The following is a 25,284-nucleotide window of genomic DNA, read 5'->3' as shown; positions in this document are numbered from 1 at the left end:
CGCGCTCAGCCGAACTGGATGCAGCGCATGCTCAGCGTGCCTGACTGGAATCCTTCGTAGATCGTCTTCGCGCGCTCGTTCGACCCTGCGGCGCCGAGGGCGTAGAGAAAAGGAAAGTAGTGGTCCGGCGTTGCAACAGCGGTTGCGGCGCCCTCCAGCTTTTCGTAGGCGACCAATGCGCGGTCGTCCCGGCCTGCCAGCGCGGCCTTCACCGCGTCGTCGAAGCCTTGCGCCCACGGCCGGCTGGCCGCGGGCCCGTCGGGCGTGCCGCGGTCGGTGGCCCGCAGGTTGTGCACCACGTTGCCGCTTCCCATCACCAGCACACCCTTGTCGCGCAGCGCCGCGAGGTCGCGGCCAACGGCGTAGTGAAACGCCGCTGGCTTGTCGTAGTCGATGCTGAGCTGAAAAACAGGAATGTCGGCCTTCGGGTACAGGTGCTTCAGCACCGTCCATGTTCCGTGGTCCAGGCCCCATTGCTGGGTGCCCACCACGGGGGTTTGCTTGACGGCGCCGATGGCTTCGCGTGCCAGCGCCGGATGGCCCGGCGCCGGGTAGTCGATGTCGAACAGCGCCTGGGGAAAGCCGCCGAAATCGTGAATCGTCTTCGGCCGCTCCTGCATTCCGACGCCGGTGGCGCCGCGGCTCAGCCAGTGGGCCGACACGCTCAGAATGGCCGAAGGCCGCGGAAGCTCCTTGCCCCATGCAGCCAGGCGGCGCGTGAAGGCGTTGTCGGCCAGCGCGTTCATGGGCGAACCGTGGCCGATGAAGATGACCGGCAGGCGCCGCCCGGGCGTACCCGCTGCGGCATTCGATAGCGAGCAAAGAGCTGCCAGCGTGGCGGTCGCACCGAGCGCGGAGCTCATGAGAAAGCCGCGGCGGCCGAGTTCCGTTTGCATTGCTGGGCTGCTGTCTTCGCTCGGGTGCATCTTCATCATTGTCATGGCCGCACTCTGCGCCGGATTGCCGGGCAGGTCAGTGCGTTTGCGCACACCCTTGCCTAGATGCGACCCTCTTCCGCCGCATGGCAGGCCACCTGCACGCCCTTGATGCTCAAGAGCTTCGGCCGTTCGGCCGAGCAGCGCGCATTCGCATGCGGGCAGCGGGGATGAAACGCACAGCCCGCCGGCGGATTGAGCGGGTTCGGCACTTCGCCCCTGACCGGCGTGCGTGCGCGGCCGGTGTGCTTCATCTGCGGAATCGCATCGAGCAGCATGCGCGTGTACGGATGCCGCGGCTCGGCGAAGAGCTTTTGCTTGTCGGCCACCTCGACCAGCCGGCCCAGGTACATCACACCGACCTGGTCGGCCACATGCCGCACCACCGCAAGGTTGTGCGAGATGAAGAGATAGGTGAGCCCCTGCTGGCGCTGCAGGTCCTTCATGATGTTGAGCACCTGCGCCTGCACGCTCACGTCGAGCGCCGAAGTGGGCTCGTCGCACACCAGGAACTCGGGCTGCGTGGCGAGCGCGCGGGCAATCGAAATGCGCTGGCGCTGGCCGCCCGAGAACTGGTGCGGGTACTTGCTCATGTCCAGCGGCGAGAGGCCGACGGACTTGAGCAGTTCGCCCACGCGTTCGCGCAGCTCGGCCTTGCCGCTCAGGATGCCATGCTCGCGCAGCGGCTCGCCGATGATGTCTTCGACGATCCAGCGCGGGTTCAGGCTCGCGTAGGGGTCCTGGAAGATCATCTGGATGCGGCGGCGCAACTTGCGGCCTTCGGGCGTCTTGAACGCGGCGTGCGCATCCTGTCCGTCGAATTGCAGTCCGCCGCGCGTCGGCGCATACAAGCCGACCAGCAGGCGCGCGACGGTGCTCTTGCCGCAGCCCGATTCGCCGACCAGCGCCAGCGTCTTGCCGCGCTCGATGGAAAAGCTCACGCCATCGACAGCATGCAGCAGCACGCGCGGCTTGCGTTCGAGCACGCGGTTGAGCCAGGGCGGCGACACGTCGAAAGTGCGGGCCAGGTCGTGTGCGACGACGAGCGGCTCGCCGCCTTCCGTGCTGCGGGGTTCGAGTACTGCGCTCATCGGGTGACCTCTTCAATCGGCGCGGCCGCATCGGGAACGGCGCGTTCGTCGGCAAGCTGCGCTTCGTGGTGCCGTGCCGCAAGTTCGGCCTGGCCCTTGTGCGGATCGGCGGCATCGTGCAGCCAGCATGCGGCGCGCGTGGCGCCCGCGTGCATGAGTTCGGGCCGTTCCGAAAGACAGCGTGCGAAAGTGCGCGGGCAGCGCGGGTTGTAGGCACAGCCCTTCGGAATGGCGTTGAGCCGGGGCATGGCGCCGTCGATCTGGTTCAACCGCTCGCGGTCGCTGGCCATGTCGGGGATCGACGCCATCAGGCCGGAGGTGTAGGGGTGCGCCGGCTGGTGGATCACTTCGTGCACCGGGCCGATCTCGGCAACGCGGCCCGCGTACATCACGGCCACGCGGTCGCAGGTTTCGGCAATCACGCCCATGTCGTGCGTGATCAGCATCACGGCGGCGCCGCGCTCCTTGCAGACGCGCTTGAGCAACTGGATGATCTGCGCCTGGATCGACACGTCGAGCGCGGTGGTCGGCTCGTCGGCCACGATGAGCTTGGGCTCGGCCGCGAGCGCGAGTGCAATCACCACGCGCTGGCGCATGCCGCCAGAAAACTGATGCGGGAAATGATCGATGCGCTGCTCGGCGGCCGGAATGCCGGTGTCCTGCAGCAGGCCGATGGCGCGGCGCCGCGCCTCGGCTTCGGTCACCGGAAGATGGGCGCGGATGGTTTCCACCAGCTGGCGGCCGACGGTGTAGAGCGGGTTCAGCGAAGTGAGCGGGTCTTGGAAGATCGCGCCGATCTTGCGGCCCCGGATGGGTCGCATCGCATCGAAGCCGAGGTTGTCGATGCGCTGGCCTTCGAGCACGATTTCTCCGTTGGCCACGCGGCCCGGCGGCTCGAGCAGCCCGATGATGGCCGCGCCCGTGAGCGACTTGCCGGCACCCGATTCGCCGACCACACCCAGAATTTCGCCGGGCGCGATATCGAAGGAAATTCCGTCGAGCGCACGCAGCGTGCCGCGGCGGTGCGGAAACTCGACGACGAGGTTTTTGACCTGGAGCAGCGTCATGGTGGCGTTGTCCTTTTTGGTTTCAGCGCAGGCGCGGGTTCAGCGCGTCCCGCAGCCAGTCGCCGAGCAAATTCACGCTGAGCGCAATCAGCACCAGCATCAAGCCCGGAAACACGGTGATCCACCACTCGCCCGAGAACAGGTACTGGTTGCCGATGCTGATCAGCGTTCCGAGCGAAGGAGATGTCGGCGGCACGCCGACGCCGAGGAACGACAGGGTCGCCTCGGTGATGATGGCGGTGGCCACCTGAATGGTGGCCAGCACCATCACCGGCCCCATCACGTTGGGCAGCACGTGGCGCAGCATGATGCGAAGCGGCGCCACGCCGGTCACGCGGGCGGCCTGCACGTATTCCTTGTTGCGCTCCACCAGCGTGGAGCCGCGCACGGTGCGCGCGTACTGCACCCAGCCGGTCAGCGAGATGGAAATGATGAGCACGCCAAAAGCCAGCGACTCATGGGCGCCCGGGAACAGCGCGCGGCCGACACCTGCAATGAGCAGCGCCACCAAAATGGGCGGAAACGACAGCATCACGTCGCACACGCGCATCAGGAAGGAATCGAGCCAGCCGCCGAGAAAGCCGGCGAGCAGGCCGAACAGGACACCGACCGTGATCGACAGCAATACCGACACGACGCCGACGATCAGCGAAATGCGCGCTCCGTAGATCACGGCCGAGAGGATGTCGCGGCCCTGGTCGTCGGTACCGAGCAGGTATTTGGAAGAGCCTTCGGCGCTCCACGCCGGCGGCAGACGCGCATCGCCGAGTTCGAGCGTTGCAAGGTCGAAAGGATTGTGCGGAGAGACCCATCCGGCAAAGACCGCGCAGAACACGCAGGCCAGCGCGATGAGTGCCGCACCGATTGCCACGGGCGAAGTGCGAAAGCTGTAGCCGACGTCGCTGTCGAGCCAGCGGGCAAGTGTTTTTTTCATCGTGAAGCAAAAGGAATGGGCCCGCAAGAAGCGGGCCCATGGTCAGGCCGCCCTGCGGGCGGCCGGCGGAATCACGGCTTGATGCTCATCCACTTGAAGTACATGAAGTTGTCGGCCAATTGAACCAGCTCGACCTTCTTGCTCACGCCCCACGCCAGCGACTGCTGGTGCAGCGGCAGGGTCCCGATGTCGTCCGCATGGATCTTGAAGGCTTCCTTGATCAGCTCGTTGCGCTTGGCCTTGTCGCTTTCGGACTGGATCTTCTTCGTCAGTTCGTCGAGCTTGGGGTTGCAGTACGCACCCAGGTTGAACTGGCCCGTGCCCTTGTCGTCCGGACAGGCGGTGAGCGAGCTCAGCGCGTTGTGCGAGTCGTAGGTGGTCGGGGTCCAGCCCAGCATGTAGAAGCTGGTGTCGCGGCGCAGGATCTTGGGGAAGTAGGTGCCCTTGGTCTCGGCAGCCAGGTTGATCTTGACGTTGATCTTCGCGAGGTTGGCGGCCACGCTCTGGCAGATCTGGCCGTCGTTCACGTAGCGGTCGTTCGGGCAGTTCATCGTCACTTCAAAGCCGTTCGGGTAGCCGGCTTCGGTCATGAGCTTCTTGGCGGCTTCGACGTCGAAGGGCAGGCGCTTGTCGAGTTCGGCAGTCCAGCCGTTGACGCCGGGGCCGACCAGGAGGCCGGTGGGCCGCGAGGCACCGCGCATCACGGTGCGCTGGATGCCGGCGATGTCGATGGCCTGGTAGACGGCCTGCCGCACGCGCTTGTCCTTGAACGGATTCTTGCCCTTGATGTTGGAGTACAGGAGCTCGTCGCGCTTCTGGTCCATGCCCAGGAAGATGGTGCGCAGCTCGGGGCCGGTGATGACGCGGGCGTTGGGCGCCGCATTGATGCGCGCGATGTCTTGCACGGGCACCGGTTCCATCACGTCGACTTCGCCCGAGACCAGTGCAGCCACGCGGGTGGCCGGGTTGGCGATGGGCGTGAAGACGATTTCTTGCGCGTTGCCGTCGATCTTGCCCCAGTAGGTGCCGTTGCGCGAGAACACGGTACGCACGTTGGGCTGGCGCTCGCGCACGCGGAACGGGCCGGTGCCGTTGGCCTTGAACGAGGCGGTGTTCTCGATGCCCTTGCGGCGGTCGACGGGCTTGGTGGCCTGGTTTTCCTCGCACCACTTCTTGCTCATGATCATGGTGAGCGAGATCACGTCGGGCAAGATGGGGAACGGGCCGTTGGTTTCGATTTCGACGGCGAAATCGCCGACCTTGCGCACGGCCTTGATGTCGCTCAGCGTGGCGCGAAGATCGGAACCGTCGCCTTGCGCACGCGCAAAGCTGAACACCACGTCATCGGCGGTGAACGGGGTGCCGTCGTGGAACACCACGCCCTTGCGCAGTTCGAAGCGCCAGATGTTCGGCGAGGTCTGCTTCCAGCTGGTGGCCAGCAGTGGCGCCAGGCTCAGGTCCTTGTTGCGCCCCACCAGGGTTTCATAGACGTTGGCGGTCACGCTCAGCTGCAGCGACTCGTTGAGCGAGTGCGGGTCGAGCGACAGCGCGTCGCCCTGGTTGGCGATGCGGATGGTCTGCGCGCTCGCGACCAGGCTGATGGCGCCCAGGGCGCACAGAACGGTGGCCGCGGCCACTTTCTTCTTGAAACTCATTGGGAACACTCCTCGGGTTGGAATCGGAAATACATCAAGGCGTCGCGGTAGCGGCGTCTTTCACGGGCTGCCCGCTGCGGATAGCAGCCAGCGGCATGCCCTGCTCGATCAGCCCCGCATGCAATGCGGCGCCGAGCGGCAGGATCTCGTCGTTGAAGTCGTAGCGGCTGTTGTGCAGGAAGGCGCCGTTCTTCGCGTCCTGGCCAATGCGCAGGTAGGCGCCCGCCTTTTTCTGCAGCATGAAAGAGAAGTCCTCGGCGCCCATGCTGGGCTCCATGCTGCGGTCTACATTGGAGGCGCCCAGCAGCGACTCGGCCACGTCGGCGGCGAACATCGCCTCGGGGGCGGTGTTGATGGTGGCCGGATAGATGCGCTCGTACCTGATGGTGGCCGAAGCGCCAAAGCCCGCGGCCACTGCCGTGCAGAGTTCGGTCAGCCGCTGCTCGACCTGCGCCTGCACGCGCGCGCTGAAGGTGCGCACGGTGCCGACGAGCGTGGCTTCGCCGGGGATGACGCTCATCGCGCCCAGGTCGCCCGCCTGCACGGCGCAGATGCTGACGACCGCCGCATCGATCGGACGCACGTTGCGCGAGACGATGGTTTGCACGGCCGTGATGATGTGCGCGGCAACCACCACGGGATCGATGGTCTGGTAGGCATGGGCACCGTGCCCACCCTTGCCCTTGATCTCGATGGTGATTCGGTCGGCCGCGGCCATCATGGCGCCGCGGTTGATGCCCACGGTGCCGGCCGGCATGCCGGGCCAGTTGTGCATGGCGTAGACCGACTGCACCGGAAAGCGGTCGAACAGGCCGTCTTCGATCATCACGCGCGCACCGGCAAAACCTTCTTCGCCGGGCTGGAAGATCAGCACCGCGGTGCCGTCGAAGTTGCGGGTTTCGGCCAGGTAGCGCGCCGCACCCACCAGCATGGCGGTGTGTCCGTCATGCCCGCAGCCGTGCATCAGGCCGTCGTTGGCGGAGCGCCAGCCGAAATCGTTGTCTTCGCGCATGGGAAGCGCATCCATGTCGGCGCGCAGGCCGATCATTCGGCGGCTGGCCGTGGACTTGCCGCGGATGACGCCCACCACGCCGGTCTTGCCGATGCCCTCGTGAATCTCATCCACGCCGCAGGCACGCAGTGCCTCGCGCACACGGCCGGCCGTGTAGACCTCTTCGAAGCCGAGTTCAGGGTGTGCATGCAGATCGCGACGAAAGGCCGTGATCTCCGGATAAAAGCTCGCGATGTGCGCAAACGCCCTTCCGGAGGCTTGCAGTCGCGGTGCTGCGACAGCCGTCATCTCAATGTCCTCCTGCCTTGCCAACGCGCAGCCGCGGATCGACCACGAAATACAACAGGTCGACCACCAGGTTGATCACCACGAAGATCAGCGCAATGAGGCACAGGTACGCCGCCATCACCGGAACATCGGCAAAGGTAACGGCCTGGATGAACAGCAGCCCCATGCCGGGCCACTGGAACACCGACTCGGTGATGATGGCAAAGGCAATCAGGCCGCCGAGCTGCAGGCCGGTGATCGTCATGACCGGCACCAGCGTGTTCTTGAGCGCATGGCCGAAGTGAATGGCGCGGTTCGTCAGCCCGCGGGCCCGCGCAAACTTGATGTAGTCCGTGCGCAAGACCTCGAGCATTTCGGCGCGGACCAACCGCATGATCAGCGTGAGCTGGAAGATGGCGAGCGTTACGGCCGGCAGCACGATGTGATGCCAGCCGTCGGCGCGCAGGAGGCCGGTGCTCCACCAGCCGAACTGCACGGTTTCGCCGCGTCCGAAGCTCGGGAACCATCCCAGCGTGACGGCAAAGACGAGGATCAGCAAGATCCCGATCAGGAAGGTAGGCAGCGACACGCCGAGCAGCGACACGGTCATGAAGACCTGGCTCAGAAAGGTGCCGCGGCGCAGCGCCGTGTACACGCCCATCGGAATGCCGATGAACAACGCCAGCACGGCGGCAACAAGCGCAAGTTCGAGCGTGGCAGGAAAGCGCTCGCCGATGAGGCGCGACACTTTCGCGCCCTGGCGCAGGCTCAGGCCGAACTCGCCTTGCGCGGCATTGACGAGAAAGTGCCAGAACTGCACGAAGAAGGGTTGGTCGAGCCCCAATGCGGCGCGCAGCTCGCGAATCTGCTCGGGCTTCGCATCCTGGCCCAGCAGAAAGACGACGGGGTCGCCCACGTATTGAAAGAGAAGAAAGGCAATGAACGCAACCGCGATCATGACGATCACGGCCTGGATCAGGCGGCGCAAGACGAAGGCAATCATTCAGCAAACAGAGTGAGCAGGCATGCTAGCAGTGCAAGGTGCGTGCCCGCACGGTGATTCCCCGGGGGTGCACGCCAATGGTGCATTTACCTGGGCCAACGCCCAGCAAAATCCCAATAAAAAAGCCACTCGACTTTCGTCGAGTGGCTTTTGAGTCTTTCGATTCAAAGCTGGCGGAGGCCAGCCTCAAATTAGAAAGCGTGACGGATACCGAAGTCGTAGCCGGTCGAGTTCTTCGGGGTGAAGACACCGGTGTTGATGAAAGCGGGGCCGCCAACGGTCAGCGCTGCACCGTTCTTGTTGCTCACGCGAGCAACGGTAGCGTACAGAGCCGTGCGCTTCGACAGGTTATGCACGTAGCCGAGCGCCAGCTTGCTGGCCTTCGGATCTGCCTCTGCCGGGAAGAACGGGCTCTGAACTTCGTTGAAGTCGTACTTGACGCGCGAGTACGAAGCGCGGATCAGGCCAGCGCCAACCGGCACGGTCACGCCGAGCAGGTAGCCGGTCAGATCGGTGTCAGCACGGCCACCGGTGAACAGGGGGGTGACTTCGTAGTCGACCTTGTTCTTGGAGCGCGACACTTCACCGAAGAGCTTCACGGGACCGAAGTCATACGAAGCGCCGAGGTTCAGCGTGTTGACCTTGGTGGTCGTGCCGATGTAGAACTGATCGCCAACCGTGCTGCTGCCGTAAGCAATAGCGACGTCCAGCGGGCCGTTGGCGTAGCCGAAGCGACCGGCGATGTTACGACCAGCGCGCGAGTTGTTCGCGACATCAGGCGTAGCCAGGCCAGGGCTGTACTTGGTCTTCTCATGGAAGCCGTACTGCAGTTGACCGTAGAAGCCACCCAGGTTCGGCGGCAGGAAGTAGCCGATGGTGTTGCTGGCGCGGGTGGGGCGACCGAATTCGGCGTTGGCCGTATGAATCAGGTTGGTGCCGACGCCGTTGGTGCCGAACGGATCGAACACGGTGTCGTTCCAGAAGGTCGGGCTGTAGTCGCGGCCGAGGCGGACTTCACCAAAACCACCCGACAAGCTCACGGTCGAACGGCGATTGAAGGTGGCAACACCTTCCGAGCCGTCGTCGTTCTTGATCGGGGCTTCGAGCCAGAAGCTGGCTGCCAGGCCACCACCGAGGTCTTCCGTACCACGGAAGCCCAGACGGCTGGAGTTGTAGCCCGAGTTAGCCAGTTCACGACGGCTGACCTTGACGCTGCCTTGGTTCTGATAGAACGGATTAGCGAGAGTAGCGCCGTTCAGGTCACGCGAGGTGGACGAGTAGCTGCTGATCGAAGCGTCGACCACACCGAACAGCGTGACGGACGACTGAGCCGAGGCAACACCGGCAACAGCCAGGGCAGCCAGAGCAACTAGAGATTTTTTCATTGCAAGTTTCTCCAAGGTTAAACATAGGGCTCCGGTGCGAAGGGCTCACCGTGACTGGCACTTTGTGCTCCCACCGGACCCCGGGCCAACCTCCTTTTGGGAAGTTGATGCTATTGCACCAGAGCCGCTGCGGCAGGGCAAAACAATTCGCCCGAAAACTCGGGTGGCCCATGCGTTTCGTTGCAGTAGTGCAACAAAGGGCTTGAGAGCACTCCCGAACCACAATGTGAAATGAAACGAGGTTCCGGCCAGCCCCGTTTTGCTTCGGTTCAAATAGACGCATGATCTTTTCGCTCGATCCCGCCCTGACCGCAGCGGACGCGGCATTACGTACTCTGTTTGCCCGGCCTCATTCCACACGAGCCGTGCCCCAGCCCGCTCAAGCGCCGGGTGAACTGGTGGACTCGGAACGGCGTGAGTCGGGCGCGCTGATGCGGGTCAACCACGTGGGCGAAGTGTGTGCGCAAGCGCTTTACACCGCACAAGCCGCGGTGGCACGCGATCCCGTCCTCCGCACTCGATTGCTCGAAGCCTCCCATGAAGAAACCGATCATCTGGCTTGGACGCAGCAGCGCCTCGACGAGCTCGGCGCCCGGCCTTCGGTGCTGAACCCGCTCTGGTATGCGGGCGCATTCGGCTTGGGATTGCTGGCCGGACGCCTGGGGGATCCGCTGAGCCTGGGGTTCGTCGCAGAAACTGAACGCCAGGTGGAAGCCCATCTGGAGAGCCATCTGGGACGCCTTCCACCAGCCGACAGCGCCTCACGGGCCGTGGTCGAACAGATGAAGATCGATGAAGCTCGCCACGCCGCTCAAGCCATTGACGCGGGCGCCACCGAGCTACCGGCGCCGGCCAAGGCCCTGATGCGGCTTGCCTCCCGCGTCATGACCACGGTGGCGCATCGAATCTGAGGGCTGCCGTCTCAGGTTTCGATCAGATCGAAACTGGTGGTGATCTCGGCCGTCTTCGCAAGCATGATGCTCGCCGAGCAGTAGATGTCGTGGCTCATTGCGATGGCCCGCTCCACGGCAGCGGCGGGAATGCCCTTTCCCGCCACCGTGAAGTGCATGTGGATCTTGGTGAAGACCTTGGGGTCCTTGTCCGCCCGTTCGCTGGTCAGTTTGACGCTGCAGCGCTCCACCCGGTGGCGGCCCCGCTTCAGGATCAGCACCACGTCATAGGCCGTGCAGCCGCCCGTTCCCGCGAGCACGGTTTCCATGGGCCTGGGAGCCAGGTTTTGCCCCCCGTTTTCAGGCTTCGCCGCATCTGGCGCTCCATCCATCGTCAAAATGTGGCCGCTGCCTGTTTCGGCCACGAAACCCATGGCCGAGCGGGTGCCGGCGTCGCCGGTCCAACTTACTGTGCATTCCATCTTTGTCAGATCCAATCGGGACGTTCAGCGAGGAAAAGCTCGCAGAGACATCAATTTGTGTGTGGGAAAAGCGTCACTCGCTTGTTGCAACGCAGCAAACAACCGATATACTTTATTTCATCGCGCACGAAGCCGTGCGCACCGGTTGTCTCCTCCACCCTTCCAATTGGTGGATTTAGCCCCGAGCTGCAAGGCTCGGGGCTTTTTTCTTTGCGGCTTCTGTTGACGGTCTGCCTGGCCTGCATGCACTGCGAGCTGGCTGATGCCTCTTATCATCGCCAGCTACCAAATGAACACTCCACTGGAAAAAGCTGTGCGCAACGCACCCGCTCCGGCGCTGACGCCTGCCGACTATCTCAGAAAAATCCTGAACGCCCGCGTTTACGATGTAGCGGTCGAGTCCGCGCTCGAGAAAGCAGATGCGCTCAGCCAGCGGCTCGGCAACACGGTGATACTCAAGCGCGAGGACCAGCAACCGGTTTTCAGCTTCAAGCTGCGCGGCGCGTACAACAAGATGGCGCATCTCACGCCCGAGCAGCTGGCAAGTGGGGTCATCTGCGCATCGGCCGGCAATCACGCGCAAGGCGTGGCGCTGGGCGCACGCAAGCTGGGTACGCGCGCGGTGGTGGTCATGCCGGTGACGACACCCAGGCTCAAGATCGATGCGGTGCGCGGTTTCGGCGGCGAAGTCGTGCTGCATGGAGACAGCTATTCCGATGCCTATCTGCATGCGCTCGAGCTGCAGGCGCAGCAAGGCTTGACCTTCGTGCATCCGTTCGACGACCCGGACGTGATTGCGGGCCAGGGCACCATCGCGATGGAAATCCTGCGCCAGCACCAAGGCCGGCTCGATGCGGTCTTCGTCGCGATCGGCGGCGGCGGACTCATCTCGGGCGTGGCCAACTACATCAAGGCGGTGCGTCCGGAGATCAAGGTCATCGGCGTGCAGATGAACGACTCCGACGCAATGATGCAATCGGTGGCGGCGCGCCAGCGCGTGAGCCTGTCCGATGTTGGGCTGTTTTCAGACGGCACCGCGGTCAAGCTCGTGGGCGAAGAGACGTTTCGCATTGCCAGCAACCTGGTCGATGAATACATCGCGGTCGATACCGACGCCGTCTGCGCGGCCATCAAGGACGTCTTCGTCGACACCCGCAGCATCGTGGAGCCGGCGGGCGCCCTCGCGGTGGCCGCCATCAAGCAATACGTGGCCGAGCACGGCCGCCATGGCGAAACCTACGCAGCCATCTTGTGCGGCGCCAACATGAACTTCGACCGGCTGCGCTTCGTGGCCGAACGCGCCGAGGTCGGCGAAGAGCGCGAGGCGCTGTTCGCTGTGACGATTCCCGAAGAGCGCGGCAGCTTCCGCCGTTTTTGCGAGCTGGTCGGCGAAATGCCGGCCAGCGAATCGCAAGAGGCGGGCTCCACCGGCGGTGCGCTGCGCAACGTGACGGAGTTCAACTACCGCATCAGCGACGCGGCCAAGGCGCACGTGTTCGTGGGCCTGACCACGTCGACGCGCGGCGAATCGACCCTCATCGCGCAGACCTTCAACGCCCACGGCTTCGATGCGCTCGACCTCACGCACGACGAGCTCGCCAAGGAACATCTGCGGCATCTGGTGGGCGGCCGCACGGGCCTTGCGCACGACGAGCGGCTGCTGCGCTTCGTCTTTCCCGAGCGCCCGGGCGCGCTGCTCAAGTTCCTGAACCTGATGCGGCCGAACTGGAATATCAGCCTCTTCCACTACCGCAACCAGGGCGCCGACTATGGGCGCATTCTGGTGGGCTTGCAGGTGCCGGCCAGCGATGCGGCGGCCTTCGACGCCTTCCTCGAAACGCTGGGCTATCCCTACGTCGAGGAGACCGCGAACCCGGCGTATCGCCTGTTCCTGCAGGCCTGACCGAGCCCTCGCTTATTGCGCGAGTTGCGCTGGTGCCGGCGGCGGCATCTGTTGCGGCTGCTGCGATTGCTGCGATTGCTGCATTTGCTGCGCAGCCGCATCGGCGGGCGGCGGTGCCATCACGGGTGGCACCGTGGCCGGAAAAAGTCCGCTGGGCCGGGCCGCCGGCGAAGGCGCAGCCGGCATCGCCGGCAAGCCTGGGCTGCCGACACTGATCGGCGCACGCACCGGCAATTGCAGCGTGAATGCCGCCGGCCCCTGCGCGCTGGTGCCGAGCGTTGCTGCACGCACTCCCACCGACTGCAGTACGTAGTTGTCGCCGACGCGTGAGCCGACGCGAAACGGGCGCGGAGGCTTGCCGTCGATGGAAATCAGCGCGGCGCCCTGGTTGAAAGGGTCCGCCACCACGCCGGAAAGCGCAAACCGGCTGGCGGCTTCGGGCGCGGCAGGCGCCGCTTCCGTTGCCGACGCCGCCCCCAGCAGCCGCGCGACCGCATCCGCATCGGCCGAAACTGCCGCCCGCGGCATTGTTGCCGCCGCGGCTACCGGCTCGGCCGGGCTCGCCAGCCGCAGTCCCCAGAACACCGCGGCGCCGGCCGCCAGCGCCCAGAGCCCCGTGGTTGCAACAGGGGCGTGCCAGCGGGCGGCGGAATAGGGACTTGTCATGGCCGCGGATTATCATGCAGCGCGCTTTCCGAAACATGTCACCCAAGCTATGAAAAAAATCCTTCGCGACGCAGCCCGCACCGCCCAGCGCGGCTTCACGCTGATCGAACTGATGGTGGTGCTGGTCATCATCGGCGTGCTCGCCGCACTGATCGTGCCCAACGTGATCGAGCGCGCCGACGACGCCCGCGTGACCGCCGCCAGGACCGACATCAACAACCTGATGCAGGCGCTCAAGCTCTACCGCCTCGACAACCAGCGCTACCCCACGGCTGAGCAAGGCCTGCAATCGCTGCTCACACGCCCGACCGCCGGCCCGGCCGCGCCGAACTGGAAGCCTTACGTCGAAAAGCTGCCGAACGATCCGTGGGGCCATCCGTACCAATACATGAATCCGGGTATCAAGGGCGAAATCGACGTGCTCTCGCTCGGCGCCGATGGCCAGGCCGGCGGCGAGGGCAAGAATGCCGACATCGGCAGCTGGCAGTAGCCGCCGCGCCCGCGGCTTCACGCTGCTCGAGCTGATCGTGGTGATCGCGATCATCGCGATGGCCACTGCCGGCGTGAGCTTTGCGCTGCGCGACAGCAGTGCCGCCACGCTCGACCGCGAGGCCGACCGGCTGGCCGCGCTGCTCGAATCGGCCCGCGCGCAGTCGCGCGCAAGCGGCGTCGCGGTGCGTTGGCGCCTCGTGGAAGGCGGCGGCTTCGTTTTCGACGGACTGCCTCCCGATGCACTGCCCAGCGGATGGGCCGCGGGCGGCATCAGCGCCCAGGCGGCTCTGGCCAACGGCGCACCCATCGCCGCCGTGCAGCTGGGCCCCGATCCGATCATTGCCGCGCAACAGATCGTGCTGTATTCCGAAGGCCCGCCCGCGCGCTCGCTGCGCATCGCGACCGACGGCTTGCGGCCTTTCACCGTGAGCACGCCATGAACGCCAGGCGTCGTGCGGCCAACGGCGGATTCACGCTGATCGAAGTGCTGATTGCGCTCGGCATCGTCGCACTGGCGCTCGCGGCGGGCTCGCAGGCCACGATGTCGTTGACGCGCAATGCGCAGCGCCAGTCGGACCTGCTGCTGGCCGACCTGTGCGCGGAGAACGAACTCGCCAAGGCGCGGCTCGCGCGGCAGATGCCGGCCGTGGGCGATTCGGGTTCGATCTGCGTGCAGGCCGGCGTTTCGTTCAACGTGACCACCTCCACCATCGCCACGCTGAACCCGAACTTCCGGCGAGTGGACGTGCAGGTGCGCGATGCAACCAACGCGCCGGTACTGCGCATCTCGACCGTGGTGGGCCGCTTCTGATGCGCCGCATCCCACGTCAACGAAGTCCGCAGGGCTTCACCCTGATCGAACTGCTCGTGGCCATTGCGGTGATGGCCCTGCTGGCGCTCGTGAGCTGGCGCGGGCTCGACGGCATGTCGCGCGCCACCACGCAAAACCAGCAGCGCGCCGACGCGGTGCTGACGCTGCAGACCACGCTCGCGCAATGGAGTGCCGATCTCGATGCCGTGACCGCACTCGCGCAAACCCGGCCGATCGATTGGGACGGCCGCGTGCTGCGGCTCACGCGCCGCGGCAGCGATGCGGCAGCCCCGGCCATGCACGTCGTGGCATGGACGCTGCGCTCCGGTGCCGACGGTACCCGCTGGCGGCGCTGGCAGTCGCCGCCCTTCACCACGCGCGGCGAATGGCAGCAGGCCTGGAACATGGCCGCATCCTGGGCACAAGAAGGCGGCGCCGGAGACGTCGCCCTGATGCCGGTGGACAGCTGGCAGCTCTACTACTTTCGCGAAAACACCTGGACGCCCGCGGGCGAGTTGCCGACCGGCGCGCCCAATCCGGCAAACCCCACGAACCCGACGGGCGCCATCGTGAACATGCCCGACGGCGTTCGCCTGGTGCTGAGCCTCGCTCCCGGCGAAGGGCTGTCTGGCACGCTGACGCGCGATTGGGTCAAGCCCACGGTGGGAGCGCCGCGATCATGACCGCGCGATTCTTCTCGGGCCGCCAACGCTCGCACCGCCAACGCGGCGCCGCATTGCTCGCCGCAATGCTCACCGTGATGCTGGTGGCGACCTTCTCCGCCGCGGCGCTGTGGCAGCAATGGCGTTCGTCAGAGGTCGAGGCCGCCGAGCGCGGGCGTGTGCAGGCGGCATGGGTGCTGATCGGCGCGCTCGACTGGTCGCGCCTCATCCTGCGCGAAGACGCCCTCACCGGCGGGCCCGATCACCTGGCCGAGCCCTGGGCCGTGCCGCTCGCGGAAGCGCGGCTCACCAGCTTTCTGTCGGCCGAGAAAAACGTGGCGAGCGACAACCTCGAAGGGCTGCCCGACGCGTTCCTGTCGGGCCGCATCGTCGATGCGCAGTCCAAGCTCAACGTGCTGTCGCTGGTCGATGGCAACAAGCCGGTGCCGGCGAGCGTTGCCACCTTCACCAAGCTGTTCAACGTCCTGGGCCTGCCGGCCTCGGAACTCGGCGTGATGACAAGCTCGCTCGTGCGCGCCCTGGCAACAAGTACCGACCCGGCCGGCGGCGGCGATGCCGGCACCGCGCCGCTCATGCCGCAAGAGGTGTCGCAGCTGGTGTGGCTCGGCCTTTCGCCCTCGACCGCGGCCGCCCTCGAGCCCTACGTGACGATCCTGCCCATTCGTACCCCCCTGAACATCAACACCGCAAGCGCCGAGGCCATCAGCGCCAGCCTGCCTTCCCTCACCATCAGCGATGCGCGCCAACTGGTCGAGAAGCGCACCCGCTCGTTCTTCAAGCAGATCGCCGACGCCAACACAGCCCTTCCGAACGGCGGCGCGCAGTTCAACGCCGCCCAGCACAGCGTGAGCACCCAGTTCTTCGAGGTCTACGGCCGGCTGCGGCTCGACCGCACCTGGGTCGAGGAGCGCTCGCTGCTGCAGCGCGACGGGGTCACCGTGAAGACGATCTGGCGCAATCGCGGGGCCGGCATGACGGCCCCTCCGGCTAAACCCTGAGTGCGGCTTCTTCCATCAGTTTTCTTGCCCCAAAAGCATCGCCCAGTGCCCGTCGCATCTACGTCACACGCTACAAATAAAGTAGCACCCGCACAATAACCGCGCCCCTACAATCACCCGCCCTTCCGAAATCGAAATGACACCGCTGTTGCTCATTGCCCCCCTTCCTCCGGCGGACGCCGCGGGCGAGTACGACTGGGCCCAGGCAGGCGACGACGGCATCGCTTTGCGCAACCATGGCCGCGCGCTGCTCGCGCTGCTGCCGGCCAGCGCGGAAGTCACCCTAGGCATTCCCGCCGCCGCGCTCTCGTGGCACCGCGTCACCCTGCCCAAGGGCAGCATGGGCAGCACTTCCAAGCTGCGCGCCGTGCTCGACGGCCTGCTCGAAGAGCACCTGCTCGACGAACCCGAGGCATTGCACTTTGCACTCGAGCCCGATGCCAAGGCCGGCGTGCCGGTGTGGGTGGTGGCCTGCAACCGCATGTGGCTGCGCAGCGTCGTGCAGGGGCTCGAGTCGGCAGGGCGGCGTGTGGTTCGCATCGTTCCTGAATTCGCACCGCAACCAGCCGACGGTCCGCCGCTCTTGCAGATCACCGGCGAAGCCGAGGCGCCGCAGCTCACGGTGTGCGACGCCGACGGCGTTGTTTCGCTGCCGCTTGCGGGCGCCGGGCTGGCGCTCTCCGGCAGCCTGCCGCTCGACACCGCGGTCATCACCGCCGAACCCGCCGTCGCCGAAGCCGCCGAGCAACTGCTGGAGCGCCGGCTGCCTATCGTGCAGGCGCCGCAGCGGTGGCTGCAGGCCACGCGCTCGCCCTGGGAGCTTGCGCAGTTCGACCTCGCCGTCACGGGCCGCGCCCGCGCCGGCAAGAAATTTGCATCGGTGGTCCAGACGCTTCGCTACGCGCCCGAATGGCGCGCCGCGCGCTGGGGCGTCATCGCCCTGCTGCTCACCCAATTGGTCGGCCTCAACGCCTGGGCCTGGAAGGAACGCAATGCCCTCGACGCCAAGCGCCAAGCCGTCAAGACCATGCTGACCGAGACCTTTCCCTCCGTGAAGCTGGTGGTCGATGCGCCCGTGCAAATGGCCCGCGAAGTCGCGGCGCTGCAGCAGGCCGTGGGCGACGTGGCCGGCAGCGACTTCGAACCGATGATCGGCTCGCTCGCCGCCAATCTCCCGCCGGGCCGCGTACCCACCGCCGTCGACTACAGCGCCGGCCAGCTGCGCCTGCGCGGCCTGGGCCTGCAGCCTTCCGAGCTCACGCGGCTCTCCGGTGCCATGGGCCCGCGCGGCTACAGCGTGCGCGCCGAAGGCGACCTGCTGCTGGTGCAAGCCGAGGCTTCGCGATGAACGTCGGCGAACAACTCCGTGCCCGCTGGGCTGCGCTCGAGCTGCGCGAGCGGCGCATGGTTGCCATTGCCGTGACGCTAGTAGTGCTCGCCCTCTTGTGGTGGATTGCCCTCGCCCCCGCCTTGCGAACCCTTGCCGCGGCACCCGCCGAACACGCGCGCCTCGACGCGCAATTGCAGCAGATGGCCACCTTGCAGAACCGCGCAAAGGCGCTGCAGGCCCAGCCCCGGCTGAACCGCGACGACGCGCTGCGCGCCCTCGAAACTTCCGTGCGGCAGAGCCTGGGCACCAATGCCCAGCTCGTCACCGCTAGCGGCGACGGTGCCGCCACCGTCACGCTGCGCGCCACGCCGGACGAACTGGCCCAGTGGCTCTCGCAAGCACGCGGCAATGCCCACGCCGTTCCGCGCGAAGCCCACCTGACCCGGGCCGCCGCCGCGCCTCCGGCGGCGGGCAGCAAAGACCCGCAACCCCCGAAGGTGCGCTGGGAGGGCACGCTCGTGATGGCGCTGCCCGCGGCCCGTTGAGCACGAGCACCGCCGCATGGTGACGCGCTCTTCCCTTTCCGAACCCACGCCGCGCCGCGGCTGGCGCTGGGCCTTGCTGGGCATCGTGATCGGCGCACTGCTCGCGCTCGTTCTGTTCGCGCCGGCCCGGTGGCTGGCCTCGGCACTTTCCAACTGGAGCCAGGGCCGGCTGCTGCTCGTCAACCCGCGCGGCACGGTCTGGAACGGTGCGGCGGCTGTGGTGCTTGCAAGCGGTGCGGGCGGCGCCGAGGCGGTGTCGCTGCCCGGCTCTCTCAACTGGCGCATGCGGCCAACCTGGAACGGCATGTTCGCCGTGCTCGACCTGCCCTGCTGTGCGGCCCGGCCGCTCCTGCTCAAGGCCAGCCCGCGTGCGGACGGCATGCAGCTGCAGTGGGGCGACGGCAGTTCCCGCTGGCCCGCCACCTTGCTGACGGGCCTGGGCGCACCCTGGAACACGCTCAAGCTCGAGGGCACGCTCGATCTTTCCACCAAGGCCTTGTCGATGCAGTGGGACGGCCCCGTGCTGCGTATCGCGGGCCAGGCCACGCTCGACGCCACCGATGTGTCGTCGAGCCTTTCGACGCTGAAGCCGATGGGCAGCTACCGGCTCACGCTCGAAGGCGGGAGCCGGCCGAGCCTGCTGCTGAGCACGCGCGAAGGCAGCCTGCAGCTGAACGGCAGCGGCAGCTGGAACGGCACCGCCTTTCGCTTCAACGGCGAAGCCAGCGCCGCCCCCGGCCGCGAAGACGCACTTTCCAATTTGTTGAACATCATCGGACGGCGTGACAACACGCGTTCGATCATCACCCTGGGTTGATCATGATGAAGCCATTGACTTCGCACGGCGGCCGCCTCGGCATCGTTGCACTCGCAGCGCAAATGCTGATCGCCGCCACCTTCCTGCAGGCCGTGCCGCCCGCCTTCGCGCAAGCCACCAACCCCGATGCGCCGCGCCGGGGCGAACCGATCACGCTCAACTTTGCCAATGCCGACATCGAGGCTGTGGCCCGCACCATGGCGGTGGTGACCGGCCGCGACGTGGTGGTCGACCCGCGCGTCAAGGGCACCATGAACCTTGTCACCGACCGCGCCATTGCGCCGGCCGCCGCGTTCAACCAGTTTGCTTCGGCGCTGCGCCTGCAGGGCTTCGCCGTGGTCGAGTCCGAAGGGCTCTACAAGGTGGTGCCCGAGGCCGACGCCAAGCTGCAGACACAAACCGTCAATACCGCCACCCCCAGCGCCGGCTCGGTGGCCGGCAACCAGATCGTCACGCAGATCTTCAGGCTCAACTACGAGTCCGCGAACAGCCTGCTGCCGGTGCTGCGCCCGCTCATTCCGCCCAACAACACCATCAACGTGAACCCGGGCAACAACTCGCTCGTGATCACCGACTATGCGGACAACATGCGCCGCTTGAGCCGCATCATCGCGGCGCTCGATGTGCCCAACGCTTCGGACATCGAGGTGATCCCGCTCAAGCATTCCATCGCCACCGACATGCTGCCGCTGATCACTCGCTTGGTCGACGGCAGCGGCTCGGGCGCACCGGGCGCCGCCGCGCCGGGCACGGCCGACTCTTCGTTCCGCACCACCCTGCTGGCGGATCCGCGCAGCAATGCGCTGATCCTGCGCGCGGCCAATCCGGCGCGTGCCGCACTGGTGCGCACGCTGGTCGAAAAGCTCGACCGCGCGCCGGCTGAAAGCAGCAACGGCGCGGCGGGCAACATCTACGTGGTCTACCTGAAGAACGCCGATGCCGTGCGCCTTGCGGCCACGCTGCGCGCCGCCATGGCCGCCAACCAGCTGCCCGGCACGCCCGGCTCCCCCGGCGCCGCGGGTGGCGGCCAGGCGCAGCCGCAAGCCAGCATTCCGCAGGCCATGCAGCAGACGAGCCTCAGCGGACAAGGCGGCTCGGCGGCTGCCAATGCGCCGCTGAACAACGCCAACCAGCCGTCGACCGGCGGGCAGATCCAGGCCGACCCTTCGACCAACTCACTGATCATCACCGCGCCCGAGCCGCAATACCGGCAGATGCGCGCGGTGATCGACAAGCTCGACGGCCGGCGCGCGCAGGTCATGATCGAGGCGCTGATCGTCGAGGTCAGCGCCAAGAAGGCCGCCAATTTCGGCGTGCAGTGGCAGAGCGCTCTGGGCAACAACGCGGTCATCGGCACCAATTCGAGCCTGGCCAGCGCCAACATCCTGGCGCTGACGCAGGCGCTGGCCACGCGCGACGTGGCCGGCGTGCGGCCTTCGTCGGGGCTGAACCTCGCCATTGCCGGCAAGATCGGCGGGCAATACATCCTGGGCGCCATCGCGAACTTCTTCAACAGCGACGGCGACGCGAACGTGCTCTCGACGCCCAACCTGCTGACGCTGGACAACGAAGAGGCCAAGATCGTCATCGGCCAGAACGTGCCCTTCGTCACCGGCCAATACGCCAGTACCTCGGGCTCTGTGGGCATCAACCCGTTCACCACGGTCGAACGCAAGGACGTTGGCCTTACGCTGCGCGTGCGACCGACCATCAACGAGAACGGCACCGTGAAGATGACCATCTTCCAGGAGACCTCGACGGTCGACGGCAACACCATCAACAACCCCAACGGCCCGACCACCAACAAACGCTCGATCGAATCGAGCGTGCTGGTGGAAGACGGCGGCCTCGTCATGCTCGGCGGGCTGCTGTCTGACGACTACGGCAACACGGTCGAGAAGGTGCCGGTGGCGGGCGACATTCCGGTGCTCGGCAATCTGTTCAAGAACGAGATCCGTACGCGCAACAAGAGCAACCTGATGATGTTCCTGCGCCCGGCCGTCATGCGCGACGGCGCCTCGACTGAAGCCTTTGCCTACGACCGCTACGACGAGATCCGCGGCATGCAGCAGCGCACGCAGCCGAACACCGACAACATCATGCTGCGCGGGGTGGACTCCGCACCCGTGCTGCCCGAAGCACCCGCGCCGCGCCCCGACCGCACAAGCAGCAGCAACAGCAGCGAGCGCATCCAGGGCACGCAGCTCATTCCGCCGCCGCGTCCGCCGGCCGACACGCGCAGCCTGCGCCCGAGCCCGCTGCGCGGCGCCTTGCCGCCCACGGCCGATCCGACCAGCTCGCGCGAATTGCCCTGAAGCCCATGCGCCACCCCCTGCCCTACGCGTTCGCACGCAGCCAGCAGCTGCTGCTCGAAGAAGCCGACGACGGCCGCTACACGCTGTGGATGTCGAACCATCCCTCGCGCAGCGCGGTCGGCGAAGTCACGCGCAAGTACGGCGTGCAGGCCTTCGAGGTGCTGGCCGACGGCCCGCTCGCGCAGCGCATCAGCGCGGCCTATGCGCAGGGCGAGTCGAGCGCCGCCGCGGTGGTGAGCGAGGTGCAGAGCGACGCCGACCTGTCGCGCATGATGCAGGAGCTGCCGGCGGTCGAAGACCTGCTGGAAAGCGCGGGCGACGCACCCATCATCCGCATGCTCAACGCGCTGCTCACGCAGGCCGCGCGCGACGGCGCGAGCGACATCCACATCGAGCCCTACGAGCGCACCTCGTCCGTGCGCTTTCGCATCGACGGCACGCTGCGCGAGGTGGTGCAGCCCAATCGGGCGCTGCACGCCGCGCTGATCTCGCGCCTGAAGATCATGGCCGACCTCGACATTTCCGAGAAGCGGCTGCCGCAGGACGGACGCATCTCGCTGCGCATCGGCACGCGTGCGGTCGACGTGCGCGTTTCCACACTGCCGAGCGCCCATGGCGAGCGGGCGGTGCTGCGCCTGCTGGACAAGACCGAATCGAAGCTCACGCTCGAATCGGTCGGCATGCAGGGCGACACGCTGGAGCGCTTCGAGCGCCTCATCGCACAGCCGCACGGCATCATCCTGGTGACCGGGCCTACCGGCTCAGGCAAGACCACCACGCTGTACGCCGCGCTGGCCCGGCTCGACGCGAGCCGCAGCAACATCATGACGGTGGAAGACCCGATCGAGTACGAACTGCCGGGCGTGGGGCAGACGCAGATCAACGCCAAGATCGAACTCACCTTCGCGAAGGCGCTGCGCGCCATCCTGCGGCAGGACCCGGACGTGATCATGATCGGCGAAATCCGCGACTTCGAAACCGCGCAGATTGCCATCCAGGCCTCGCTCACCGGCCACTTGGTGCTCGCGACGCTGCACACCAATGACTCCGTCAGCGCCGTCACGCGCCTCACCGACATGGGCGTGGAGCCGTTTCTCTTGAGCTCGTCGCTGCTGGGCGTGCTTGCCCAGCGCCTGGTGCGCAAGGTGTGCACCAGTTGCGGCGGCGCCGGCTGCGATGTCTGCGGCCAGACCGGCTACCAGGGCCGCACCGGCATCTTCGAACTGCTGGTAGCCAACGACGAAGTGCAGGCGCTCATCCATGGCAAGGCTGCCGAGAGCCGGCTCTTCGAAGCCGGCTCGCGCGGCGGCCTGCGCTCCATGCGCGAGGACGGCGAGCGGCTGGTGCAGGCCGGCATCACCTCGCGCGCCGAGCTGGTGCGGGTCACGCGCGAATAAATAGCCTTTTCGGTCTGCCATGCCCGCCTATTCCTTCGAAGCCATCGATGCCAGCGGCCAGTCCCGCGAAGGCGTGCTCGAGGCCGACACCGCCCGCAGCGCCCGCAGCCTGCTGCGCGCGCAGGCGCTCATTCCGCTGTCGGTCACGCCGGTCGGCAGCAACCATGTCAACGGTACCGGCAACGGCGGCCTGCGCCGGTGGCTGGGCGGCGGCGCCAGAATCTTCAGCTCCACCGGCCTCGCGGTCTGGACGCGCCAGCTCGCCGGCCTGGTGTCTTCGGGCCTGCCGCTCGAGCGCGCGCTGACCGCGCTCACCGACGAAGCCGAAACCGAGCCCCAGCGCAACCTCGTCGCATCGCTGCGCGCCGAGGTCAACGCGGGCTCCCCCTTTGCACGCGCGCTCGCAGCCCATCCGCGCGAGTTCTCGCCCATCTACACGGCCGTGATCGGCGCGGGCGAGCAGAGCGGCAACCTCGGCCTCGTGCTCGACCGGCTCGCCGACGATCTCGAGGAGCGGCAGGCGCTGCAGCAGAAGCTGATTGGCGCGGCGCTGTACCCCGCCATCGTCACGCTGGTGGCCATCGTGATCGTGATCTTTCTCGTGAGCTATGTGGTGCCGCAGGTGGCGCAGGTGTTCGCGGGCACCAAGCGCTCGCTGCCTTTTCTCACCACGGTGATGCTGTCGCTGAGCGCGGCGGTGCGCAACTACGGCTGGTGGATGCTGGGCGGCGTGGTGTTCACTGCCATCGCCGCACGATTGGCGCTGGCGCAAGAGGCCTTCCGCTTGAAGTTCGATGCCGCCTGGCTCAAGCTTCCGTTAGTCGGCAAGCTCGCGCGCGGCTACAACGCGGCGCGCTTCGCAAGCACGCTGGCCATGCTGGCCACCGCCGGCGTGCCGATCTTGCGTGCGCTGCAGGCCGCCTCCGAAACGCTCGGCAACCGCGCGATGCGCGCGGACGCGCTCGATGCGCTGGTGCTGGTGCGGGAAGGCGCGCCGCTGGCCTCGGCGCTGGCGCAGAAAAAGCGCTTTCCGGGACTGGTGTCGATGTTCGCCCGCCTCGGCGAACAGACCGGCACGCTGCCGCTGATGCTGCAGCGCGCGGCCAACCAGCTCGGCGCCGAAGTGCAGCGCCGCGCGATGCACCTGGCCACCATTCTCGAACCCCTGTTGATCGTGGCCATGGGCGGTGTGGTGATGCTCATTGTGCTGGCGGTGATGCTGCCTATCATCCAGCTGAACCAGTTCGTCAAGTAACGCCGCCAGGAAACCCGACAACCCATGCCCGTCACGCTCGAAGACAAGCTCGTGGTCGCGATATCGTCGCGCGCGCTGTTCAACCTCGAAGAAGAAAACAAGATCTTCGAGGCCGGCGACAACGAGGGCTACATGCAGCTGCAGCTCGACCGCATCGATGTGCCGGCCGCGCCGGGCATCGCGTATTCGCTGATCCGCAAGCTGCTGCGCTTCAACGACGACGGCGTGCAGCGCGTCGAGGTGGTCATTCTTTCGCGCAACGATCCAGTCTCGGGCATGCGCATCTTCCGCTCCAGCGCGGCCGCCGACATCAAGCTGCAGCGCGGCGTATTCACGCAAGGCCGCCCGCCCTTCGGCTACCTGCGGCCGCTGCGCGCGCACCTGTTCCTTTCGGTCAACGCGCAAGACGTGCGCGAGGCGCTCAACGCGGGCTTTCCGGCCGCGCGGGTGCTGGTCGAATCGGTGAAGGCCAGCGATGCCTGGCCCAACGAAGTGCGCATTGCCTTCGACGGCGACGCGGTGCTGTTCTCCGACGAAGCCGAGCGCGTGTTCCAGGCCCAGGGCCTGGACGCCTTCCAGGCGCACGAGCTCAGCAAGGCCGACCTGCCGCTGCCCGAAGGCCCGTTCAAGCCGCTGCTGTCCGCGCTGCATCGCCTGCAGCTGGCCGGCAATGCGCAGATGCGCATCCGCACCGCGCTGGTTACCGCACGCAGCGCGCCCGCGCACGAGCGCGCCATCCGCACGCTGATGAAGTGGAACATCCGCGTCGATGAGGCGATGTTCCTCGGCGGGCTACCCAAGGGCGAGTTCCTGCGCGAGTTCGAACCCGACTTCTTCTTCGACGACCAGACCGGCCACGTCGACGCCGCGGCACGCCACGTGCCGGCCGGCCACGTCTCCAGCGGCATCAGCAACGAGGGCTGAGCCTCTCGTGGAGCGGGCGCCTTCGCGGCGGCCCGCTCCCTCGGCGCACCCCGCGCCTTTGCGTTGTCATCGCTTCTTCATGGCGATGTAACGGGTTTTCCCTAGTCTTGCGGTCTGTCCGGTGCGCGGTGCCTCCATGGCGCCTTTTTTTGTCGCGCCCGAACGTCCATACACGACAACACCAAGGAACCCACCATGCGACTCCCATTCCCCTCCGTGCGGCTCTTTTCCGCACTGGCCCTGGCCTGCGCCCTTTCCGCCTGCGGCGGCGGCGATGGAGGCGGCGGCTTCTCCGGCTTCCTGCCCGGCACTGGCACACCGACCACGCCCACCACCCCCGACGTGCCCGCCAATCCGAACCCGCCCGCACCCGACACGGGCGTGAAGCCCGAGATGCGCTGCGCACCCTGAGCGCACCGACGCAACG

The 25,284-nt window shown here is 66.6% G+C and carries 25 protein-coding genes; 15 read left to right on the top strand and 10 right to left on the bottom strand.

Features of this window, described 5'->3' with window-relative positions; all coding sequences use genetic code 11:
* Window positions 1-5: 5 nt before the first annotated feature.
* From ygiD to EJI00_RS00255, 8 genes are all read right to left on the bottom strand, one after another.
* Complete coding sequence (gene ygiD, locus EJI00_RS00290) at window positions 6-896, bottom strand: 4,5-DOPA dioxygenase extradiol (RefSeq protein WP_260590422.1); 891 nt, start codon at window positions 894-896, stop codon at window positions 6-8.
* Window positions 897-997: 101 nt separating this feature from the next.
* Window positions 998-2,026, bottom strand: a complete 1,029-nt coding sequence (locus tag EJI00_RS00285; RefSeq protein WP_126745475.1) for an ABC transporter ATP-binding protein — start codon at window positions 2,024-2,026, stop codon at window positions 998-1,000.
* On the bottom strand, window positions 2,023-3,093 hold the full coding sequence (locus EJI00_RS00280; RefSeq protein ID WP_126745474.1) for an ABC transporter ATP-binding protein: 1,071 nt from the start codon (window positions 3,091-3,093) through the stop codon (window positions 2,023-2,025). The genes EJI00_RS00285 and EJI00_RS00280 overlap by 4 nt, the downstream gene beginning before the upstream one ends.
* Before the next feature lie 22 nt (window positions 3,094-3,115).
* Window positions 3,116-4,027: an ABC transporter permease gene (locus EJI00_RS00275; protein ID WP_126745473.1), complete on the bottom strand. Its 912-nt coding sequence runs from the start codon at window positions 4,025-4,027 to the stop codon at window positions 3,116-3,118.
* A gap of 71 nt (window positions 4,028-4,098) precedes the next feature.
* Window positions 4,099-5,682, bottom strand: a complete 1,584-nt coding sequence (locus EJI00_RS00270; RefSeq protein ID WP_126745472.1) for an ABC transporter substrate-binding protein — start codon at window positions 5,680-5,682, stop codon at window positions 4,099-4,101.
* A 34-nt stretch (window positions 5,683-5,716) separates the two neighbouring features.
* Window positions 5,717-6,982: a M20 aminoacylase family protein gene (locus EJI00_RS00265; protein WP_126745471.1), complete on the bottom strand. Its 1,266-nt coding sequence runs from the start codon at window positions 6,980-6,982 to the stop codon at window positions 5,717-5,719.
* A gap of 1 nt (window position 6,983) precedes the next feature.
* Window positions 6,984-7,964: an ABC transporter permease gene (locus tag EJI00_RS00260; RefSeq protein WP_126745470.1), complete on the bottom strand. Its 981-nt coding sequence runs from the start codon at window positions 7,962-7,964 to the stop codon at window positions 6,984-6,986.
* A gap of 191 nt (window positions 7,965-8,155) precedes the next feature.
* Window positions 8,156-9,349, bottom strand: coding sequence for a porin (locus EJI00_RS00255; protein ID WP_126745469.1), 1,194 nt, complete (start codon window positions 9,347-9,349; stop codon window positions 8,156-8,158).
* A 281-nt stretch (window positions 9,350-9,630) separates the two neighbouring features.
* Here EJI00_RS00255 and coq7 point away from each other — a divergent pair, with 281 nt between their 5' ends.
* Window positions 9,631-10,260 carry a 2-polyprenyl-3-methyl-6-methoxy-1,4-benzoquinone monooxygenase gene (gene coq7, locus EJI00_RS00250; RefSeq protein ID WP_126745468.1) on the top strand — a complete coding sequence of 210 codons (630 nt, stop codon included), beginning with the start codon at window positions 9,631-9,633 and terminating at the stop codon, window positions 10,258-10,260.
* A gap of 11 nt (window positions 10,261-10,271) precedes the next feature.
* Here coq7 and EJI00_RS00245 read toward each other — a convergent pair whose 3' ends face one another.
* Window positions 10,272-10,721 (bottom strand): OsmC family protein, encoded by a 450-nt coding sequence (locus EJI00_RS00245; protein ID WP_126745467.1) that lies wholly within the window; start codon window positions 10,719-10,721, stop codon window positions 10,272-10,274.
* A 289-nt stretch (window positions 10,722-11,010) separates the two neighbouring features.
* Between EJI00_RS00245 and ilvA the strand changes: the two genes are divergently transcribed.
* On the top strand, window positions 11,011-12,624 hold the full coding sequence (ilvA, locus tag EJI00_RS00240; RefSeq protein WP_126745466.1) for a threonine ammonia-lyase, biosynthetic: 1,614 nt from the start codon (window positions 11,011-11,013) through the stop codon (window positions 12,622-12,624).
* Window positions 12,625-12,636: 12 nt separating this feature from the next.
* On the opposite strand, the gene EJI00_RS00235 is transcribed toward ilvA, so the two are convergent.
* Entirely contained in the window at window positions 12,637-13,290 is a 654-nt protein-coding gene (locus EJI00_RS00235; protein ID WP_126745465.1) for a type II secretion system protein N, read from the bottom strand.
* 49 nt (window positions 13,291-13,339) lie between these two features.
* On the opposite strand from EJI00_RS00235, the gene gspG reads away from it, so the two are divergent.
* From gspG to EJI00_RS00170, 13 genes are all read left to right on the top strand, one after another.
* A complete protein-coding gene (gene gspG / locus EJI00_RS00230; RefSeq protein ID WP_126745464.1) occupies window positions 13,340-13,780 on the top strand; it encodes a type II secretion system major pseudopilin GspG in 441 nt (146 codons plus the stop codon).
* Complete coding sequence (locus EJI00_RS00225; RefSeq protein ID WP_126745463.1) at window positions 13,755-14,222, top strand: Tfp pilus assembly protein FimT/FimU; 468 nt, start codon at window positions 13,755-13,757, stop codon at window positions 14,220-14,222. Before gspG ends, EJI00_RS00225 begins: the two co-directional genes overlap by 26 nt.
* Window positions 14,219-14,593 carry a type II secretion system minor pseudopilin GspI gene (gspI, locus tag EJI00_RS00220; protein ID WP_126745462.1) on the top strand — a complete coding sequence of 125 codons (375 nt, stop codon included), beginning with the start codon at window positions 14,219-14,221 and terminating at the stop codon, window positions 14,591-14,593. The genes EJI00_RS00225 and gspI overlap by 4 nt, the downstream gene beginning before the upstream one ends.
* The gene (locus tag EJI00_RS00215) at window positions 14,593-15,276 is read left to right on the top strand and encodes a type II secretion system protein J (protein WP_126745461.1); all 684 of its coding nucleotides are present in this window, start codon (window positions 14,593-14,595) and stop codon (window positions 15,274-15,276) included. The genes gspI and EJI00_RS00215 overlap by 1 nt, the downstream gene beginning before the upstream one ends.
* The gene (gene gspK / locus EJI00_RS00210) at window positions 15,273-16,274 is read left to right on the top strand and encodes a type II secretion system minor pseudopilin GspK (protein ID WP_126745460.1); all 1,002 of its coding nucleotides are present in this window, start codon (window positions 15,273-15,275) and stop codon (window positions 16,272-16,274) included. Before EJI00_RS00215 ends, gspK begins: the two co-directional genes overlap by 4 nt.
* A gap of 136 nt (window positions 16,275-16,410) precedes the next feature.
* Entirely contained in the window at window positions 16,411-17,622 is a 1,212-nt protein-coding gene (gspL, locus tag EJI00_RS00205; RefSeq protein WP_126745459.1) for a type II secretion system protein GspL, read from the top strand.
* Window positions 17,619-18,149, top strand: a complete 531-nt coding sequence (gene gspM, locus EJI00_RS00200) for a type II secretion system protein GspM (RefSeq protein ID WP_126745458.1) — start codon at window positions 17,619-17,621, stop codon at window positions 18,147-18,149. The genes gspL and gspM overlap by 4 nt, the downstream gene beginning before the upstream one ends.
* Before the next feature lie 16 nt (window positions 18,150-18,165).
* Window positions 18,166-18,966, top strand: a complete 801-nt coding sequence (gene gspN / locus EJI00_RS00195) for a type II secretion system protein N (protein WP_126745457.1) — start codon at window positions 18,166-18,168, stop codon at window positions 18,964-18,966.
* A 2-nt stretch (window positions 18,967-18,968) separates the two neighbouring features.
* The gene (gspD, locus tag EJI00_RS00190; protein WP_126745456.1) at window positions 18,969-21,281 is read left to right on the top strand and encodes a type II secretion system secretin GspD; all 2,313 of its coding nucleotides are present in this window, start codon (window positions 18,969-18,971) and stop codon (window positions 21,279-21,281) included.
* Window positions 21,282-21,286: 5 nt separating this feature from the next.
* On the top strand, window positions 21,287-22,678 hold the full coding sequence (locus EJI00_RS00185; RefSeq protein ID WP_126745455.1) for a GspE/PulE family protein: 1,392 nt from the start codon (window positions 21,287-21,289) through the stop codon (window positions 22,676-22,678).
* Window positions 22,679-22,697: 19 nt separating this feature from the next.
* Window positions 22,698-23,933: a type II secretion system inner membrane protein GspF gene (gene gspF, locus EJI00_RS00180; RefSeq protein ID WP_126745454.1), complete on the top strand. Its 1,236-nt coding sequence runs from the start codon at window positions 22,698-22,700 to the stop codon at window positions 23,931-23,933.
* A 24-nt stretch (window positions 23,934-23,957) separates the two neighbouring features.
* Window positions 23,958-24,857, top strand: coding sequence for a 5'-nucleotidase (locus tag EJI00_RS00175; protein WP_126745453.1), 900 nt, complete (start codon window positions 23,958-23,960; stop codon window positions 24,855-24,857).
* Between the two features lie 195 nt (window positions 24,858-25,052).
* Entirely contained in the window at window positions 25,053-25,268 is a 216-nt protein-coding gene (locus EJI00_RS00170; RefSeq protein ID WP_126745452.1) for a hypothetical protein, read from the top strand.
* The last annotated feature ends 16 nt before the right edge of the window (window positions 25,269-25,284 follow it).

Source organism: Variovorax sp. DXTD-1 (genome assembly GCF_003984625.1).
GTDB lineage: Bacteria > Pseudomonadota > Gammaproteobacteria > Burkholderiales > Burkholderiaceae_C > Variovorax.
The sequence above is the reverse complement of the archived record's forward strand: the minus strand, read 5'-3'. Positions and strand labels throughout refer to the sequence as shown.

What these genes read in the sequence shown, in the direction of transcription:
- ygiD (WP_260590422.1), bottom strand. Translation starts at nt 896, where the DNA reads ATGCAAACGGAACTCGGCCGCCGCGGCTTTCTCATGAGCTCCGCGCTC.
- EJI00_RS00285 (WP_126745475.1), bottom strand. Translation starts at nt 2,026, where the DNA reads ATGAGCGCAGTACTCGAACCCCGCAGCACGGAAGGCGGCGAGCCGCTC.
- EJI00_RS00280 (WP_126745474.1), bottom strand. Translation starts at nt 3,093, where the DNA reads ATGACGCTGCTCCAGGTCAAAAACCTCGTCGTCGAGTTTCCGCACCGC.
- EJI00_RS00275 (WP_126745473.1), bottom strand. Translation starts at nt 4,027, where the DNA reads ATGAAAAAAACACTTGCCCGCTGGCTCGACAGCGACGTCGGCTACAGC.
- EJI00_RS00270 (WP_126745472.1), bottom strand. Translation starts at nt 5,682, where the DNA reads ATGAGTTTCAAGAAGAAAGTGGCCGCGGCCACCGTTCTGTGCGCCCTG.
- EJI00_RS00265 (WP_126745471.1), bottom strand. Translation starts at nt 6,982, where the DNA reads ATGACGGCTGTCGCAGCACCGCGACTGCAAGCCTCCGGAAGGGCGTTT.
- EJI00_RS00260 (WP_126745470.1), bottom strand. Translation starts at nt 7,964, where the DNA reads ATGATTGCCTTCGTCTTGCGCCGCCTGATCCAGGCCGTGATCGTCATG.
- EJI00_RS00255 (WP_126745469.1), bottom strand. Translation starts at nt 9,349, where the DNA reads ATGAAAAAATCTCTAGTTGCTCTGGCTGCCCTGGCTGTTGCCGGTGTT.
- coq7 (WP_126745468.1), top strand. Translation starts at nt 9,631, where the DNA reads ATGATCTTTTCGCTCGATCCCGCCCTGACCGCAGCGGACGCGGCATTA.
- EJI00_RS00245 (WP_126745467.1), bottom strand. Translation starts at nt 10,721, where the DNA reads ATGGAATGCACAGTAAGTTGGACCGGCGACGCCGGCACCCGCTCGGCC.
- ilvA (WP_126745466.1), top strand. Translation starts at nt 11,011, where the DNA reads ATGAACACTCCACTGGAAAAAGCTGTGCGCAACGCACCCGCTCCGGCG.
- EJI00_RS00235 (WP_126745465.1), bottom strand. Translation starts at nt 13,290, where the DNA reads ATGACAAGTCCCTATTCCGCCGCCCGCTGGCACGCCCCTGTTGCAACC.
- gspG (WP_126745464.1), top strand. Translation starts at nt 13,340, where the DNA reads ATGAAAAAAATCCTTCGCGACGCAGCCCGCACCGCCCAGCGCGGCTTC.
- EJI00_RS00225 (WP_126745463.1), top strand. Translation starts at nt 13,755, where the DNA reads ATGCCGACATCGGCAGCTGGCAGTAGCCGCCGCGCCCGCGGCTTCACG.
- gspI (WP_126745462.1), top strand. Translation starts at nt 14,219, where the DNA reads ATGAACGCCAGGCGTCGTGCGGCCAACGGCGGATTCACGCTGATCGAA.
- EJI00_RS00215 (WP_126745461.1), top strand. Translation starts at nt 14,593, where the DNA reads ATGCGCCGCATCCCACGTCAACGAAGTCCGCAGGGCTTCACCCTGATC.
- gspK (WP_126745460.1), top strand. Translation starts at nt 15,273, where the DNA reads ATGACCGCGCGATTCTTCTCGGGCCGCCAACGCTCGCACCGCCAACGC.
- gspL (WP_126745459.1), top strand. Translation starts at nt 16,411, where the DNA reads ATGACACCGCTGTTGCTCATTGCCCCCCTTCCTCCGGCGGACGCCGCG.
- gspM (WP_126745458.1), top strand. Translation starts at nt 17,619, where the DNA reads ATGAACGTCGGCGAACAACTCCGTGCCCGCTGGGCTGCGCTCGAGCTG.
- gspN (WP_126745457.1), top strand. Translation starts at nt 18,166, where the DNA reads ATGGTGACGCGCTCTTCCCTTTCCGAACCCACGCCGCGCCGCGGCTGG.
- gspD (WP_126745456.1), top strand. Translation starts at nt 18,969, where the DNA reads ATGATGAAGCCATTGACTTCGCACGGCGGCCGCCTCGGCATCGTTGCA.
- EJI00_RS00185 (WP_126745455.1), top strand. Translation starts at nt 21,287, where the DNA reads ATGCGCCACCCCCTGCCCTACGCGTTCGCACGCAGCCAGCAGCTGCTG.
- gspF (WP_126745454.1), top strand. Translation starts at nt 22,698, where the DNA reads ATGCCCGCCTATTCCTTCGAAGCCATCGATGCCAGCGGCCAGTCCCGC.
- EJI00_RS00175 (WP_126745453.1), top strand. Translation starts at nt 23,958, where the DNA reads ATGCCCGTCACGCTCGAAGACAAGCTCGTGGTCGCGATATCGTCGCGC.
- EJI00_RS00170 (WP_126745452.1), top strand. Translation starts at nt 25,053, where the DNA reads ATGCGACTCCCATTCCCCTCCGTGCGGCTCTTTTCCGCACTGGCCCTG.